This window comes from Macrococcus epidermidis, from assembly GCF_003259695.1.
Taxonomy (GTDB): domain Bacteria; phylum Bacillota; class Bacilli; order Staphylococcales; family Staphylococcaceae; genus Macrococcoides; species Macrococcoides epidermidis.
The window spans coordinates 105,757-122,646 of sequence record NZ_PZJH01000004.1; the positions used below are offsets into that span (position 1 = coordinate 105,757).

At 28.6% G+C, this 16,890-nt stretch carries 19 protein-coding genes and 1 riboswitch; of the genes, 13 read left to right on the forward strand and 6 right to left on the reverse strand.

The genetic code is table 11. The features are described from left to right. Positions 1-5: 5 nt before the first annotated feature. Genes lacC through lacG form a run of 5 tightly spaced genes read left to right on the forward strand, consistent with a single transcriptional unit; the run spans position 6 to position 5,419 of the window. Positions 6-938 carry a tagatose-6-phosphate kinase gene (lacC, locus tag BHU61_RS09485; protein ID WP_111716406.1) on the forward strand — a complete coding sequence of 311 codons (933 nt, stop codon included), beginning with the start codon at positions 6-8 and terminating at the stop codon, positions 936-938. A 3-nt stretch (positions 939-941) separates the two neighbouring features. Next, the gene (gene lacD / locus BHU61_RS09490) at positions 942-1,922 is read left to right on the forward strand and encodes a tagatose-bisphosphate aldolase (protein WP_111716408.1); all 981 of its coding nucleotides are present in this window, start codon (positions 942-944) and stop codon (positions 1,920-1,922) included. A 21-nt stretch (positions 1,923-1,943) separates the two neighbouring features. Beyond that, positions 1,944-2,258 (forward strand): PTS lactose transporter subunit IIA, encoded by a 315-nt coding sequence (gene lacF, locus BHU61_RS09495; protein ID WP_111716410.1) that lies wholly within the window; start codon positions 1,944-1,946, stop codon positions 2,256-2,258. Between the two features lie 2 nt (positions 2,259-2,260). Next, positions 2,261-3,997 carry a lactose-specific PTS transporter subunit EIIC gene (locus BHU61_RS09500; RefSeq protein WP_170122528.1) on the forward strand — a complete coding sequence of 579 codons (1,737 nt, stop codon included), beginning with the start codon at positions 2,261-2,263 and terminating at the stop codon, positions 3,995-3,997. Between the two features lie 18 nt (positions 3,998-4,015). Further along, positions 4,016-5,419: a 6-phospho-beta-galactosidase gene (lacG, locus tag BHU61_RS09505; protein ID WP_111716413.1), complete on the forward strand. Its 1,404-nt coding sequence runs from the start codon at positions 4,016-4,018 to the stop codon at positions 5,417-5,419. Positions 5,420-5,501: 82 nt separating this feature from the next. On the opposite strand, the gene BHU61_RS09510 is transcribed toward lacG, so the two are convergent. Then, on the reverse strand, positions 5,502-5,720 hold the full coding sequence (locus BHU61_RS09510) for a helix-turn-helix domain-containing protein (protein WP_111716415.1): 219 nt from the start codon (positions 5,718-5,720) through the stop codon (positions 5,502-5,504). A gap of 273 nt (positions 5,721-5,993) precedes the next feature. Here BHU61_RS09510 and BHU61_RS09515 point away from each other — a divergent pair, with 273 nt between their 5' ends. From BHU61_RS09515 to BHU61_RS09525, 3 genes are all read left to right on the forward strand, one after another. Next, complete coding sequence (locus BHU61_RS09515; protein WP_111716417.1) at positions 5,994-6,236, forward strand: hypothetical protein; 243 nt, start codon at positions 5,994-5,996, stop codon at positions 6,234-6,236. A gap of 632 nt (positions 6,237-6,868) precedes the next feature. Further along, a complete protein-coding gene (locus BHU61_RS09520; protein ID WP_111716419.1) occupies positions 6,869-9,556 on the forward strand; it encodes a TrlF family AAA-like ATPase in 2,688 nt (895 codons plus the stop codon). Positions 9,557-10,044: 488 nt separating this feature from the next. Further along, the gene (locus BHU61_RS09525) at positions 10,045-10,278 is read left to right on the forward strand and encodes a hypothetical protein (RefSeq protein WP_111716421.1); all 234 of its coding nucleotides are present in this window, start codon (positions 10,045-10,047) and stop codon (positions 10,276-10,278) included. 39 nt (positions 10,279-10,317) lie between these two features. Here the strand turns inward: BHU61_RS09525 and BHU61_RS09530 are convergent, their stop codons facing one another. Further along, complete coding sequence (locus BHU61_RS09530) at positions 10,318-10,554, reverse strand: hypothetical protein (protein WP_111716423.1); 237 nt, start codon at positions 10,552-10,554, stop codon at positions 10,318-10,320. A 73-nt stretch (positions 10,555-10,627) separates the two neighbouring features. Continuing rightward, a riboswitch (SAM riboswitch) is annotated at positions 10,628-10,729 on the reverse strand. Positions 10,730-10,890: 161 nt separating this feature from the next. On the opposite strand from BHU61_RS09530, the gene BHU61_RS09535 reads away from it, so the two are divergent. The 4 genes from BHU61_RS09535 (at position 10,891) to BHU61_RS09560 (ending at position 13,878) form a co-directional block, all read left to right on the forward strand. Beyond that, the gene (locus tag BHU61_RS09535; protein ID WP_111716424.1) at positions 10,891-11,085 is read left to right on the forward strand and encodes a hypothetical protein; all 195 of its coding nucleotides are present in this window, start codon (positions 10,891-10,893) and stop codon (positions 11,083-11,085) included. 48 nt (positions 11,086-11,133) lie between these two features. After that, positions 11,134-11,664, forward strand: a complete 531-nt coding sequence (locus BHU61_RS09540; RefSeq protein WP_111716426.1) for a hypothetical protein — start codon at positions 11,134-11,136, stop codon at positions 11,662-11,664. Between the two features lie 1,070 nt (positions 11,665-12,734). Further along, positions 12,735-13,232, forward strand: coding sequence for an RNA polymerase sigma factor (locus BHU61_RS09555; RefSeq protein ID WP_111716431.1), 498 nt, complete (start codon positions 12,735-12,737; stop codon positions 13,230-13,232). Beyond that, positions 13,222-13,878: an anti-sigma factor family protein gene (locus BHU61_RS09560; protein WP_111716433.1), complete on the forward strand. Its 657-nt coding sequence runs from the start codon at positions 13,222-13,224 to the stop codon at positions 13,876-13,878. The genes BHU61_RS09555 and BHU61_RS09560 overlap by 11 nt, the downstream gene beginning before the upstream one ends. A gap of 740 nt (positions 13,879-14,618) precedes the next feature. Here the strand turns inward: BHU61_RS09560 and BHU61_RS13310 are convergent. Then, complete coding sequence (locus BHU61_RS13310; protein WP_146608869.1) at positions 14,619-14,786, reverse strand: VraH family peptide resistance protein; 168 nt, start codon at positions 14,784-14,786, stop codon at positions 14,619-14,621. Positions 14,787-14,886: 100 nt separating this feature from the next. Here BHU61_RS13310 and BHU61_RS09565 point away from each other — a divergent pair, with 100 nt between their 5' ends. Beyond that, positions 14,887-15,177, forward strand: a complete 291-nt coding sequence (locus BHU61_RS09565; protein ID WP_111716434.1) for a hypothetical protein — start codon at positions 14,887-14,889, stop codon at positions 15,175-15,177. Here the strand turns inward: BHU61_RS09565 and BHU61_RS09570 are convergent. The 3 genes from BHU61_RS09570 to BHU61_RS09580 all read right to left on the reverse strand — a co-directional run bounded on the left by BHU61_RS09570 (position 15,174) and on the right by BHU61_RS09580 (position 16,794). Continuing rightward, positions 15,174-15,686 carry a GrpB family protein gene (locus BHU61_RS09570; protein WP_111716436.1) on the reverse strand — a complete coding sequence of 171 codons (513 nt, stop codon included), beginning with the start codon at positions 15,684-15,686 and terminating at the stop codon, positions 15,174-15,176. The two genes, BHU61_RS09565 and BHU61_RS09570, sit on opposite strands and share 4 nt — an antisense overlap. A gap of 38 nt (positions 15,687-15,724) precedes the next feature. After that, positions 15,725-16,009 carry a hypothetical protein gene (locus BHU61_RS09575; RefSeq protein ID WP_111716438.1) on the reverse strand — a complete coding sequence of 95 codons (285 nt, stop codon included), beginning with the start codon at positions 16,007-16,009 and terminating at the stop codon, positions 15,725-15,727. Between the two features lie 335 nt (positions 16,010-16,344). Next, entirely contained in the window at positions 16,345-16,794 is a 450-nt protein-coding gene (locus tag BHU61_RS09580) for a GrpB family protein (RefSeq protein ID WP_338066938.1), read from the reverse strand. Positions 16,795-16,890 lie beyond the last annotated feature (96 nt).

Below are 16,890 nucleotides of genomic sequence, written 5' to 3' on the forward strand. Positions count from 1 at the left end.
AAGTAATGATCTTGACAGTTACTCTTAATCCTTCAGTTGATATTTCCTACAAACTGAATCAACTGGAAATTGATAATGTTAATAGGACAAGTTCGGTTAGTAAAACAGCTGGTGGCAAAGGCTTAAATGTGACTAGAGTATTGTTCCAGGCAAATTCGCCAGTCATTGCAACTGGATTTAAAGGTGGGTATCTAGGAGCATTTATTGAAGATGAATTAAATGCATCACAAATTAAAAATTCTTTCTATCCTATAAAAGAAGAAACTAGAAATTGTATAGCAGTGTTACATGAAGGAAATCAAACTGAAATATTAGAAAGCGGTCCATATATTTCAACAGATGAATTACAAGGCTTTATTAAACATTTTGAAAAATTAATGGATGAAGTGCAATTAGTTGTTTTCTCTGGAAGTTTGCCTGCTGGGGTTCCGGTCAATTATTATTCAGATTTAATTAAAATTTGTAATCATAAATCAATTCCGGTTATCGCTGACACGTCAGGTATAGCATTAACAACGTTATTAGAGCAATCTAATAAACCTTATGCTATAAAGCCTAATTTAGATGAACTATCACAGATACTCGGTTATACAGTTTCAGAAGATATAACAGAAATGAAGAATGCACTTAAACATGAAATGTTTAATGGAATACAATGGATATTTGTATCGCTAGGAGCAAATGGTTCTTTAGTAAAGCATGATGATGAATACTATAAGGTAAATATTCCTAAGATTGGAGTAGTCAATCCAGTAGGTTCAGGGGATGCAACTGTAGCTGGGTTTGCATCAGCTTATAGTAAAGATAAATCTGTCATTGAGATTATTAAAACAGCAAATACTTTTGGTATGTTGAATGCAATGGAGCAACAAACAGGTTGTATTAACATAGATAAATTTGAAGGTTTATATAAGCAAATAAAAATTATAGAGGTGTAAAACATGATAAATACTGAAAATAAGAAAAGATTTTTAGAAAAAGTTAGTGATGAAAATGGAATTATTTCTGCATTAGCTTTTGACCAACGTGGTGCTTTAAAAAGAATGATGTCAGCATTTCAGGAAGAAGATCCAACTGTTGAACAAATAGAAAATTTAAAATCATTGGTAGCTAAGGAACTAACTGAGTATGCCTCTTCAATATTATTAGATCCTGAGTATGGATTACCTGCTTCTAAAGTAAAACATAAAGATGCAGGATTATTATTAGCCTATGAAAAAACTGGTTATGATGCTACAACGAAAGGAAGATTACCGGATTGTTTAGTTGAATGGTCTGCTAAACGTATTAAAGAACAAGGTGCAGATGCGGTTAAATTCCTACTTTACTACGATGTAGATGATGATAAATACATTAATGATCAAAAACAAGCTTATATTGAAAGAATAGGCTCTGAATGTGTAGCAGAGGATATTCCATTCTTCTTAGAAATATTAACATATGATGATAATATAGCTGATAACAGTAGTGTTGAGTTTGCTAAAGTTAAACCAAGAAAAGTAAATGAAGCAATGAAATTATTCTCAAAAGATCGCTTTAATGTTGATGTTCTAAAAGTAGAAGTTCCAGTAAATATGAATTTTGTGGAAGGATTTGCTGAGAATGAAGTTGTATATTCTAAAGAAGAAGCAGTTCAATACTTTAAAGAGCAAGAACAAGCAACTAATTTACCTTATATTTATTTAAGCGCAGGTGTTTCAGCTCAATTATTCCAGGAAACATTAAAGTTTGCAGCTGAATCTGGTGCGAAGTTTAATGGTGTACTATGCGGTAGAGCAACATGGTCTGGTGCGGTTAAAGTTTATATTGAACAAGGTGAAGAAGCCGCTAGAAAATGGTTACAATCTGAAGGATATAATAATATTAATCAATTAAACGAAGTATTAAAATCAACTGCAGTATCTTACAAAGAAAAAATATAAAAATATTGGAGGGAATTTGATATGAACAGAGAAGAAACTACAATGCTTGGATTTGAAATTGTTGCATATGCTGGGGATGCAAGGTCAAAGTTACTCGAAGCTTTAAATGCTGCTAAAAATGGAGAATTTGATAAGGCAGAACAATTAGTTGAAGAAGCGGATAAATGTATTGTTGATGCTCATAATGTTCAAACAAGCTTACTCGCTAAAGAAGCATCTGGTGAAGATATTGCATATAGTGTCACAATGATGCATGGGCAGGATCATCTAATGACTACATTATTATTAAAAGACATGATGAAGCATATGATTGAGCTTTATAAAAGAGGGAGCTGAAAATAATGGATAAATTAATTGCGCAAATAGAGAAAGCAAAACCATTATTTGAAAAGCTATCACGTAATATATATTTGAGAGCGATTCGTGATGGATTTATTTCAGCTATGCCCGTAATACTATTTTCGAGTATATTTTTGTTAATTGCTTATGTACCAAACGTTTTTGGATTTACATGGAGTAAAAATGCTGAAATGATATTGATGAAACCTTATCATTACACCATGGGTGTTATAGCATTATTAGTGGCAGGTACGACAGCTAAGTCATTAACAGATTCTTATAATAGAAAGCTAGATAGTACGAATCAAATTAATTTTTTATCAACAATGTTAGCAGCGATTTGTGGATTTCTATTTCTAGCGTCAGATGCTGTTAAAGTTGGAGGATTTTCAAGCGCATTTTTAGGCACAAAGGGTTTAATGACTGCTTTCTTAGCAGCATTTGTGACAGTAATTATTTATAATTTCTGTGTAAAGAGAAATATAACAATTAAAATGCCTTCAGAAGTACCACCAAATATTTCACAAGTATTTAAAGATATTTTTCCATTTTCATTTGTTATTTTAACACTATATGGATTAGATTTACTTAGCCGCGCAATCTTAAATACAAACGTTGCTGAGTCAATTGTTAAATTCTTTGCACCACTGTTCACTGCAGCAGATGGTTACGTTGGAATAACAATTATCTTTGGAGCATTTGCTTTATTCTGGTTTATTGGGATTCATGGTCCTTCAATTGTTGAACCTGCTATTGCAGCAATAACTTATGCGAATATTGAAACAAACTATCAATTATTACAAGCAGGCGAGCATGCAGATAAAATTTTAACATCTGGAACGCAAATGTTTATTGTAACAATGGGTGGTACAGGAGCAACATTAGTTGTACCATTTATGTTTATGTGGCTGACGAAATCTAAACGTAATAAAGCGATTGGTAGAGCTTCAGCAGTACCGACATTCTTTGGTGTTAACGAACCAATATTATTTGGTGCTCCTTTAGTACTGAACCCTGTGTTCTTTATTCCGTTTGTATTTGCACCAATTGCAAACGTCTGGATATTCAAGTTTTTCGTAGATGTATTAGGAATGAACAGTTTCAGTGTTAACTTGCCTTGGACAACACCTGGTCCGTTAGGGATTATAATGGGAACAGGTTTAGGTATGTGGTCATTTGTACTTGCTATCACATTAATAGTCGTGGATGTTTTAATTTACTATCCATTCCTAAAGGTTTATGACAAACAAATTTTAGAAGAAGAATTAGCTGGTGTTGATAATTCAAATAATTTAAGAGATAAAGTTAAAGAAAATTTTGATACAACAAAAGCCGATGTAATTTTAGAAAAGAATACAAATAATAAAGCAAATGTTATTAATACGGAAAGTAATCTAAGTAATGATAGTGGATTAAAAGAGCAAACAAATGTACTTGTATTATGTGCTGGTGGAGGGACAAGTGGTTTATTAGCAAATGCATTAAATAAGGCTGCTCTTGAATTTGATAAACCAATTAAAGCTGCAGCAGGTAGTTATGGAGCACACATGGATATTATGAAAGAATATCAATTAGTGATTTTAGCACCACAAGTAGCATCAAATTATGAAGATATAAAAATCGATACAGATAGATTAGGTATTAAATTAGCGAAGACACAAGGTGCAGAATATATCAAATTAACTCGTGATGGTAAGGGTGCAGTTGAATTCGTTGAAGATCAATTCAAATCTTAGAGAGGAGATCTATTGTTTATGAAAAAGTTACCTGAAGATTTTATTTTTGGAGGAGCAACAGCAGCGTATCAAGCAGAAGGTGCGACAAATACTGATGGAAAAGGGAGAGTAGCTTGGGATACCTATTTGGAAGAGAATTATTGGTATACTGCTGAACCAGCAAGTGATTTTTATAATAAATATCCAATTGATTTAGAATTAAGTGAAAAATTTGGAGTAAATGGTATACGAATATCAATTGCATGGTCAAGAATTTTTCCACAAGGATACGGAGAAGTTAATGAAAAAGGCGTTCAATTTTATCAAAATTTATTCGATGAGTGTTTAAAGAGAAATGTGGAACCATTTGTTACATTACATCACTTTGATACACCTGAAGTTTTGCATAAAAATGGTGATTTCCTAAATAGAAAAAATGTGAAACACTTTGTAGATTATGCTAAGTTTTGTTTCGAAACATTTACTCAAGTAAAATATTGGACTACTTTTAATGAAATAGGCCCTATTGGTGATGGACAGTATCTTGTTGGTAAGTTTCCTCCAGGCATAAAATATGATTTTGAAAAAGTATTTCAGTCACATCACAATATGATGGTAGCACATGCGAGAGCAGTTAAATTATTTAAAGATAATGGCTATGAAGGTGAGATAGGTGTCGTGCATGCCTTGCCAACAAAATATCCGTATGATCCAGAAAATCCAGAAGATGTACGTGCTGCTGAATTAGAAGATATTATTCATAATAAATTTATTCTAGATGCAACATATCTTGGTCGATATTCTGATCATACAATGGAAGGTGTCAATCACATTCTTAAAGTAAATGGTGGTAAACTAGAAATTTTAGATGAAGATTTAAAAGAACTAGATGCTGCTAAAGACTTAAATGATTTCTTAGGAATTAACTACTATATGAGTGATTGGATGAGGGGATTTGACGGCGAATCAGAAATCACTCATAATTCTAAAGGCAATAAAGGTGGATCTAAATATCAATTAAAAGGGGTAGGACAAAGAGAATTTGATATAGATGTCCCTAGAACTGATTGGGATTGGATGATTTACCCACAAGGTTTATACGATCAAATTATGCGTGTGAAAAAAGATTATCCAAACTATAAAAAAATCTATATCACTGAAAATGGATTAGGATATAAAGATGAATTTGTAGATGGAACTGTATATGATGATGCGCGAATTGATTATGTTAAAAAACATCTGGAAGTAATCGCTGATGCTATTGAAGACGGTGCTAATGTCAAAGGATATTTTATCTGGTCACTGATGGATGTATTTTCTTGGTCTAATGGATATGAAAAAAGATATGGTTTATTCTATGTAGATTTTGAAACACAGGAAAGATATCCTAAAAAGAGTGCACACTGGTATAAAGAATTAGCAGATACAAAAATGATAAAATAAAGATTCCGAAAGTTACAACAAATGGAGTTGTTAGGTAGACAACTCCATTTGTCTTTTGATATATAAACATTAAACCAATAATCTATTTCCTCCTTCCTTGCTTCGTTATGATTTCGTCCATCGTCATATTAAATATTTTACTGATGTTATACAGATCAACAGCAGTAATATTGCGTTCAGCATTTTCTAATTTAGAATAGGTTGATAATCCAATATTTAATTGATGCGCCATTTCTTTGGAAGTAAAATCTAGATTCTCTCTGTGGTATTTGATTGCTTTCGCAAAGTCGGAGTTATTCAATGTATTCCACCTCTTTTTTAGGTGAAATTAACAAAGAAAATCATAAAAAAGTGGGTATTTTCCAACTCGGAAAATACCCACAATTTTTTTGTAAATTATATTATAATTGAAAGTTAATGTTTTTATCTAATGTTGAAAAATAATGTCTTTTACTAAATTATTATAAGTTTTTCTCGTATATTTTAGTGCAAATTTTCCAAATTAGAAATTTTTAATTTATGTATTAATTTCCATATTATGATTAAATCATCATAATACAAAGGAGGTGACTCCGTGGATTTTGAGCTTGGTCGCATACATAAGATTTTAGTAACATTAACCGATCACCCAGATGCAGACTATTACGGTTACTTTAAAGAAGACGACATCATATTTATCTTACTTGAGATGGGCTTAGTGGAATTCAAGTTCAATGTCTTAATCGATGATAACGTGTTCAAGTCTCTACTTAATATTGAAGTAACTAAAAAGGGATTACTCTTTATGACTGCATATAACAATGAGGTGAAATACTAATGGTAATGACTCACTTTTGTGGGTCATTTTTTAAGGTAACTTTAAGGTTAAAATGGAAAAATTAGAGATATATTATGAAGGGATTTTATGTATATAAAAACTAAGAATCACAAAATTGATATTGATCTTGAATATTAAAGAATAGTTGAATTGAAGAAAGTTTAACTATTGAATTCTATATATAATACATTCTTTACTTTCATATTCTAACAACTTAAAAGGGAAAGTAACAAGACTCTAAAATTAGTTAGATATTTTATAAATATCATAGTAATTTATTATATGAAATAAGTACCTCAACATCAGTGTTAACATAGCGACACAAAAAATTAAATTAACATTTTGATAATCCTTTTATCAAATTTGAAATAAATTTGTTTATATTCATTTGATTTCTTGTTAATTCTAAGAATTTTAATCTATCAAAAAAATTACATATTAATTAATAATATAGTGGAGAAAATTTAGTTTATTGAATAATATAAATTCATTAATTTTCAAAATTATTATAAAAATCATAAATAAAAAGAAAGGTTACATGGGTTCATTGATATTTATTTGATTCATATTAATTGTGAAATAAATATAATTTCAGTATATAATCTATATAAAAAGAATAAGAAGGTGAATAAATGAGTTATGGATCATATTGGAGAAAATGGGATTTACATATACATACTCCATTTACAAAATTAAATAATCAGTTTAGATTGTGTGGAAATGAAAATGAAGTAAAGGATTATTGGTTAGAATACTGTAAATTACTGAATGAATATGAAGCAAAAGTATTAGGCATCACTGATTATTTCTCAGTAGAAAATTATTTAAATTTAAAAATAAATAGAGACGAATACGGATTGAAGAAAGATATAGTCTTGTTTCCAAACATTGAACTAAGAGTATCTGATTTAACATCCCGTGCTGCTCATAAAAATGAATATCAAAATTCAGATTCGTCTAAGTCTAAAAAACGAAATAATTCGAAAGTAAATATCCATTTAATATTTAATAATGAAGTTAAGGATGATGATTTAATTAATTTTCTGAGAAACATACAAGTTGAAGATGTTGATGGAAAGAAGATAAATTATATTGATAATCAAGATATAATTTTTCAAAATGGTAATATCGAATATTTACCAACTTCAAAAGATATTATTAATTCTCTAGAAGCAACATTTGGCAAACAATATAGAGATAATGTTCTAATTATGGTTCCAAATAGTGATGATGGAATTTCACCAAATACAGGCCACGGAATAAAAAATAATGATAATTTTGTAAAAAATTATGTTGATATAATTAATACATCAAATCAAAGCTGTATATCTTTTTATAGTGGACAATCAAAAAGAGATTTGGGGAAATTGTTTCCATGTATTTCTGGATCTGATGCTCATAGTTATAAAGAAATAAAAGAGTATGATAAAGAAAAATCAACTTTTATTAAGTCAGATTTAACATTTAAAGGTTTAAAATCTATATTAATAGAACCCTTAAGTAGAGTACATATAGGTGAAAAACACCCTGATATTAAGCTTGAAAGTAAAGTTATCGATACCATAGAACTCAATCATGAATATTTTGGTGGACAAAAATTAAAATTTAATCCTTATTTAAATACAATTATCGGTGGTAGATCTAGTGGTAAATCATTATTGCTATCAATTCTAGCTAAAAAGTCTAATGATTCTATAACAGTAAAAAAAAATAATGTTGACTATAATAATTTAGTACATGAAATATCAAATAAAACTATCATAAAATCAAAAGATGGTAATGAGATTAATAACAATTTTAATATTGAATTTATTTATCAAGATGGATTACAAGAAATTGCGTTTGATAATGAGAAACGAAATATATTTATAAAAGAAATAATTGGTGACAATCAAGAAATTAGAACATTTGAAAATTTCAAAAAAGAAATAAGAACTACTATACAAAATTTAAATTTATGCCTTGAAAAATTACTTAATGAAAATGAGGAGATTAATAATAAATTAATTAATTTTCAAAATATTCATACTATTAAACAAAATATTAAAAGTTATGAAAGTAAACTAAGTGAATTTCAATCTTCTCTAAGTAATGAAGAGCTTCAAGTAGCAAATTCTATTTCAAAGAAAACAAATAAAATAGAACAATATATTACTTATCAACAAAACAAAATAGAACTTTTACATGATTTAAAAAAACAAAATATATTAAATTTTGAGGAAACATCAGGAAATTTATTTAATGGATTACATAAGGTCATTATGAATGAAATGAAGAATGCAGAGAACAGAATAAATAGTTACATTGAGAGTCGTGTGCAACGTAAAATTGACTTAATAGATAAATATAATGTTCACCTAACAAAATTGAAAAAAAACAAACTTTATGTAACATATAAAAAAGAACAATCAAATAATCCCGAAAAAGAAAAAATTAATAATTTATTAAACAGAGAAAAATTTAATTTGAAAGCTAGACAAAATTATGACATGGCATTAAGTACAAATTTATCTAGTATTAATAATACTATAAATCAAATTATTGAATGTTTAAAAAAGTGTGATACCGAGATCAATAAAGAATTATTTGTTAAAGATGAAGTTAAAATAAAACTTGATGTTAAATTTAATATTAATGAGGTTTCTAATATTTTTAGAAATCATTTTTCTATAGGACAATCTAAGTATAAAGAATTGGCATATGGCCAATTCAAAGAAATTTCACTATGGGAAAATAGAGACTATGAAATTAATACAATAACTATTATCAATGATTTTATTTCAACTATTGAAAATATATTGAATAGTTCTCTCACTAAGGAAGGTATTTTTAAAAAGAATAAAAATATTTCTACTTTTTTAAATGATATTTCACTATTGATATTTTTAACCATGGACTTCATTATTACATATAAAAATTATGAGTTTAATAAAATGTCAGAAGGAAAAAAATCATTTATTCTATTAGTATTAATTTTATCTCAAACAGACGAAGATACCCCTTTATTAATTGATCAACCTGAAGATAACCTTGATAATAATGCTATTTATAATGATTTGATTACTTATCTTTGTAAACAAAAATTAAAAAGACAGATATTTGTGGTTTCACACAATGCAAATGTTACTGTAGCAGCTGATTCAGAAAATATTATTATTGCAAATGAGCACGATGAGGAAAATCAGAATCCTAACAATAATAAGTTCTATTATACTAACGGTAGTTTAGAAAATGATTTAATAGAAAGGAAAGTTTGTAAAATATTAGAAGGTGGAACAGATGCTTTTGAAAAAAGAAGAAGAAGATATACTTTTCTTTAAATATGAACTGCAGAACAAAAGTTAAACATTATATCTATCTATTTGTAGTCACTACAAAATAATATTAAATGTGATTGTTCTTATAATTCTTAAGGTGATTTTAACGTATCAAAGAAAAATAATATTAGTACGAAAATGCACAGAGCGGAAATATATTGAGTATAAAATTTAGAAGGATTTAAAGTGCTTTACTCTTGCTTTCGATTTAGGGGTTAATAATTACTTGTAAGTATGTGAAACCTGAAAAATTTATATTTAAAATATTCTTTGGTTACACACTCGAAGAACTAAAAGTTAATGTTTTTAACAATCAGGTGATATATTGATTATAATGACTTACATTTGTGGGTCATTTGTTTAAGTTAACTTTAAGGTTGAAATGGAAAAATTAGAGATAAAATGAGGTTAATATAGCCTAACATTTTTCGGAGATTTAGTGAACGTATGGATATTAAGGATGAGTCGATTTATAAAAGTGGGTGGTCATTATGTATTCAAAACTAAAAAATGTAAGATTTATGCTTAATTATTTTGGTGTCTATGCACCTATAATGTTATTAATATTAACTTTTTCTCCTTTAACAGAATCTTATTCTGTAGTGATGTTACTCGTAATTATCATTATTATGATGCTGGTTAGTAGCATTTATAGTTTCGTAGTTGTTCGAAAGATTACAGACAAGCTAGAAAAAGAAAAAGAGAGTAATGATCATAATTTGTAACTACTGAAAAAAGTGCCTATCGCTTGATAGGCACTTTTATTAAAACTGTGGTTCTACGGTCACTTTGTAGCCATTAATAACAAACTCAACTTTACGGTTCTCTTTGACAATAGTTGGTTCTTCCGGCCCCTGTGTATTAAGCTCAGCATCTAGTGCATTTAATTCACTTTTAAGCTGAGAAATCTTTCCCATTCTAGCCATGCTAGATGACCAACTGTTTGGTTTCTTCATTTGTGCCTCTACTAATTCTGCTAATACGTCTGCTCTTGTTCTCATTATATACACTCCTTAAATCGTTTTTACAATAAAAATAAGCTCATCTTAAAGAAAGAAGAGCTTAAGTAAGAACTTCTTATCTTTCAAGATATCATCTTGTTGGAATTAGCACAGTGCATAAGCCTGTTGCTGAGGTTTCATAGGGCCAAGTCCCTCCACCTACTCTGAATAAGATACGAGCTATTTTTTTGTAAGTTAATTATAACATACTTTTTTTATTCAGAGCCCTTCGAAATCATTTTGTAATATTTTTTGAGCCATATTTTTAAGGTAAGTTTAAGGTAAAGTACATGGATTGAGATAGTATAATAAAAAGAAAATGAGGTGATAAAAGTAATGAAATCATGTCATAAACTTTATATTGGTGCGGCGCTCAGTATCATCGCATTTATGTTTATTGGATATGCGTTACTATTTGATATTAAACCGGATAGTTTTCATGGACTCATTGCAGGTGTACTTCTAATGATCGGTATGCCAATGTATTTTAAGAATTTAGCAACTCATCTTGAGAACGGAAGACAGTCGTGACGATTTGAAAGAATACTATATATTAATACAAAGTAAAGGAGACGAATCATGACATCAATTAAAGTTGCTGGTATCGATATTTTAAATCAAATGGTTTCACCTTTTATGTTTGTAGAGAATGATAAACGTGTAAGATTTTATGGATCTAGACTTACGTACTTTGGTTATATGAAGTTACTAAAGAAAATCTCAAACAAATATGATTTGCTATACAATGGATTTGATATTAATGCGCAGCATTATAGGTTAGGAAAGATTATTGATATCAAAAGGTACAATGAGTATATCGTCTATAATGAAGAATTAAAGAAGGATTTTACGCATGTTAATATTAAAGGATTACCTTTAGAAGATGCAATCAATTACGTGAGATATCATAAAAGGAAAGAAAAGATGCCATTTTTTAGTTATCTTTATAATGATAAAACGTTTATTCGATTAAGTCCGTTTTATATTGATGTCATTTCAGAGGATACAGCGCTTATTGCGTGGATTAAGCAGGAATATAAATATGATTATGCGCATGACTTTGATGTTGATGAGGTAATGACAGAAGCGGAGTGGCTGGGGGAGTATTAAAATATATTTTCATTGAAGAATTTATATTTATAAATCTTAAAATAGAAAGAGTATTAAAATGAACTTTAAAAGACATATAACTATATTAAGAATCGTCATGTATAGTCTAGATACGGTTATTGCGCTATCACTAATATATTATTTCGGAAGTAAGATATTTCCTTATGAATTCATCGCTCTGGGTGACCAATTCTATTATCTCAGTATTATTCTAATCCTTGAAGCCATTATCCTAACTGCAGAGAAAGTCAAAGAAGACTTAGAGGATATGCCTATAGGAAAATGGAGAAGGTATCGAATATAAGTGATACCTCGGTATTAAGGGAATGAAAGTAATATCAAGTACATCACTGGTATATATACTACAATATTAAAAAAATTAATTGCGAGTGAAAAATATAATAATTTTTTATATCCAGGATATTTATCCAGCAGATGAAACATATAAAAAATAATTATTAATGAACTTATACCAATTGAGCAGTACACCCAAATACCTTCCAATTCAATAATACTATTTCCGTAAATATGAAATAACATCAAACCAATATACAATAAGTAATTTAGAATATTGAGTGTTATAACTTTCTTCTTCAAGTAAATCACCTCTAAAAAAATATAACTTATTCTAAATTATATACATAATTTAGAATATATGTATATAATTATATAAAAATCAAAGGAATGTTTATTAAATATGAAAACAAATAAAGATGTTGTTTACGCTGCTTTAGGAGGATGTTTCGGTGTACTGCTCGTTCAATTTTTTATGAGCTATTTAACTACAGGTAATGTATGGGAATGGTCAGAGGTATCTCATAATGTTATTCCATTTTTGGTGTTTTTCTTAATAATTTTAATTGTTATTAAAGAATATAATGTTAGGAAAATTAATCGATAGAATAAAAATTTACATAATCAAAGAAATATATATTTTACCTATATAGATAATCAATACTTAAACAACGCATAAAAAGTTTGTCTAGAACTTTTTATGCGTTTTGTTTTTTTGATATATTTTTGTAACGAAAGTATTAGAAAAACGAATAATATATAGAAGGAGGTTCAGGATGAATGATAATCAGATTTATATAGAATATCGTGATTTTATTTATAAGTTCTTGTTAAAGTATATGAATAATGCAGATCTTGCTGAAGAAATAACGCAGGAAACGTTTTATCAGGCGATTAAGTCGTTAGATAAATTTGATCCTGATAAGAATACCAAATTCTCATCGTGGTTATGTCAAATAGCGTTAAATCTGGCGAAACAAGCCCTACATAAGAATACTAAACAACGAAATTTAGTGGATAGATTATCGAATAATATTAACAGTACTTCAATGAACGTCGAAAAGGATTATCTATTAAAAGAACAATTAGGTGAATTGTATTATTTGATTGATCAATTAAAACCACTTGAAAAAGAAATCGTGTTACTAAGAATTGAGAAAGAACTCACATTCAATGAAATAGCGGTTGTCTTTGGTAAAACTGAAAATTGGGCTAGGGTTACTTATTTTAGAGCAAAACAAAAATTAATCGAGGTGTATCATAATGAATCATAGTTTATTTAAAGACTTGTTACCTAACTATATCGATGGTCTGACAAGTGATGAAACAAATGAATTGATGAATGACCATATGAATAAATGTGAAGCTTGCAGAGCGCTATATGAGCGTTTACAGGAAGAGCAATTGAGTGAAGAAACTGATTATCAACATCAGGAAGCACGAGAATTTGATGCGTTAAAGAAAGTTAAGAAGTCGAATAAAAAGAAAGTTATTTTGTCTATATTAGGAGCTTTATTATTTTCTACAGTTTTATTTGGTATTTATATTTATTTATATGCCACACAATGGGTTACTGACGCAAATAACGTGAATGTACAAAAAGAATTTAAAGCTGACACAGCAAACTTGCATATTACAGCAAAGAATAAACATCATTTTGTGTTACCAAGTCAAGAAATTTATATTAAATCAAAAAATAAAAGAATTTATCTTGTATATGAAGGACGAAAGGGCTTGAATGATCCTGCTTCATTACATAAAGGTATTGATATTCCTATAACTTTTCTAAATAAAAATACGATAATCAATTCAGATAATGAAAAAGAAAAAATAGACGAGAAAGATGTTATTGTTTTAAGATTTAAAGATAAAGAGGTTAAATATAAAATTATGGATTTGTATAAGAACGCTGAAAAATAGATATATATATAATGATATTATTAATTTTAAATGCTTCTTCTCCCTGATATAATGTGAGATGAAATACAATTTGTGATAATTTAGGAGGAAGCCCTTTTGGAATGGTATTTTTGGATCATCATTATGCTGCCTATTTTATTCTTAGTCCTATTCCCAGTCACAAATAAAAAGAAAGATAAATAACAGATGGCAGTCATAGCAATATGGCTGCCTTATTTTTTAATAATTATTAGTTTCTTAGAAAATAGTGAATTTTTTATATTATTATTTTTCATACCACTCAATCGCATGTTCCTCTAATTCTTTTACGAGATCATTTTTTCCTTCTATATATACTTCTAGGAAAATGGAGAAGGTATCGAATATAAATGATACCTCGGTATTAAGGGAATGAAAGTAATATCAAGTACATCACTGGTATATATACTACAATATTAAAAAAATTAATTGCGAGTGAAAAATATAATAATTTTTTATATCCAGGATATTTATCCAGCAGATGAAACATATAAAAAATAATTATTAATGAACTTATACCAATTGAGCAGTACACCCAAATACCTTCCAATTCAATAATACTATTTCCGTAAATATGAAATAACATCAAACCAATATACAATAAGTAATTTAGAATATTGAGTGTTATAACTTTCTTCTTCAAGTAAATCACCTCTACAAAAAATCAAAAATGCAGAAAGTGATTGTCTTTAACGTTTTATGCATTTTCTATTTTTTCAAATTTATTCTTCATCATAGAAGAAGTAATAATAAATAATTAATCCTACTGGTAAAGCAAATATTGGTGTTACAATCACACCAGCAATACAAGCTGATAAGAATATATATAATAAATCTTCCATCGTCCATTTCTTTTCTAATAGGTGGTTTATAAATTCTTTTATCGTCATTAATAATCCTCCTTAATTAAATGTATACCATTATAAATTATATACATATTTTAGCATATATGTTTATAATTATATATAAATATGTAAAGGAGTAATTTGGATGAAATCTGATAACTTTTTCTTTAGAATTATTACAATTATACTAAGTATTGCATTTTTTGGATTGTATTTATTTGCTATGGGAAACATTTATCATCTTAACCCTTGGCATTTTCCTTATAACATAGTTACAGGATACTTTATATTGTCATTGGTCTGCTATCCATTGATTGCTATGGATGCTAGTGCATTCGCATTAAAAGTTAAAGCTGTAAGATCGCTTGTTCAAGTAGTTGCATTTATAATTTCACCATTTTTAATCATTAAAAAACTTTTAAATCAAAGACGTTAATCTTCATACCACTCAATCGCATGTTCCTCTAATTCTTTTACGAGATCATTTTTTCCTTCTATATATACTTCTATGTCAGTGGCATTTTGTTTAACTAACGCTAGTTTCTTATCTGCATATCGATTCGCTTGTTCAGGATGTGCGATTAAATAATCCCGAAATGCAATATGTCTTATAATATTAAAGTCATTCACTTCATAGATGTGCAGATGATGTGTTCTATTATCGCCACCTTTTTGAAAATATCTTCGATTAGGAATACCATTTTCTCCTTTTGCCGCGTAACCAATTAATTCAAGCGCAGCGTTATATTCATCGATTTTATTAATGTCTTTTACAACGATTAATATATCGATAATGGGTTTAGCGATTAGACCAGGTATTGAAGTACTTCCGATGTGATGGATATTAATCAGTTCATCGTTCAGAATTTGGGCTAGTGCGATTTTTTCTTTCTGGAACATATTTGGCCATTCAGAATTATACGGAACAACCTCTAGTTTGCGCATTGGAGACCTCCAGTTATAATTATTTTTAAATATTTGTATTATATCATCTTCAAAAAACTTCTATGTTGTCCTTTTTTATATTTAGGAACGATACGCGCAAGAACAGAATCTATAATTTCATAGGATAAATGATCTGCATGGTTATAATGAAATTTTAGTTGGTTTTTATAAATATATTTATTACGGATATAAATACCTAAAGTGAAATGGTAATGTGAAGGATTTGGGTTTGAAATTAACGAATTTTTTTGTTCTTCACTCAAGTTTTCTATAATATCAAGTGCAGTTTCTTTGATAAATTGTTTTTTGGAACGATATAACATTGGACTCTCCATATCATAATTTATAGTTGATAGTTAGATTTAAAAAGATTTTTTAAAATAATAATGTGAAATATTTGTTCTTCTTAAATTTTGTCATATATTTTTTACCTTACAGGATTAAGTTGAAAAAAAGTATAATGAATAATTAACATCATATGTTGATTATTGTCATTAATTAATAGTTAACCATTTATCTTTGCTAACTTGTATAATCTAGAATAACTCTTATGAGATAATAAATGCAATGGTGATAATACAAAGATTTTTAAGTATTAATGTAATACTGCGTTACGTTTAAATAGCTACTTACCAAAAATATTGATTTTTTTATATTATTATTTTTCATACCACTCAATCGCATGTTCCTCTAATTCTTTTACGAGATCATTTTTTCCTTCTATATATGCTTCTATGTCAGTGGCATTTTGTTTAACTAACGCTAGTTTCTTATCTACATATCGATTCGCTTGTTCAGGATGTGCGATTAAATAATCCCGAAATGCAATATGTCTTATAATATTAAAGTCATTCACTTCATAGATGTGCAGATGATGTGTTCTATTATCGCCACCTTTTTGAAAATATCTTCGATTAGGAATACCATTTTCTCCTTTTGCCGCGTAACCAATTAATTCAATCGCAGCGTTATAATCATCGATTTTATTAATGTCTTTTACAACGATTAAGATATCGATAATGGGTTTAGCGATTAGACCAGGTATTGAAGTACTTCCGATGTGATGGATACTAATCAGTTCATCGTTCAGAATTTGAGCTAATGCGATTTTTCATTTTGGAACATATTTGGCCATTCAGAATTATATGGGACAATCTTTAGTTTGCGCATTGGAGACCTCCTTTTTCTTTATTTTATTTACAAT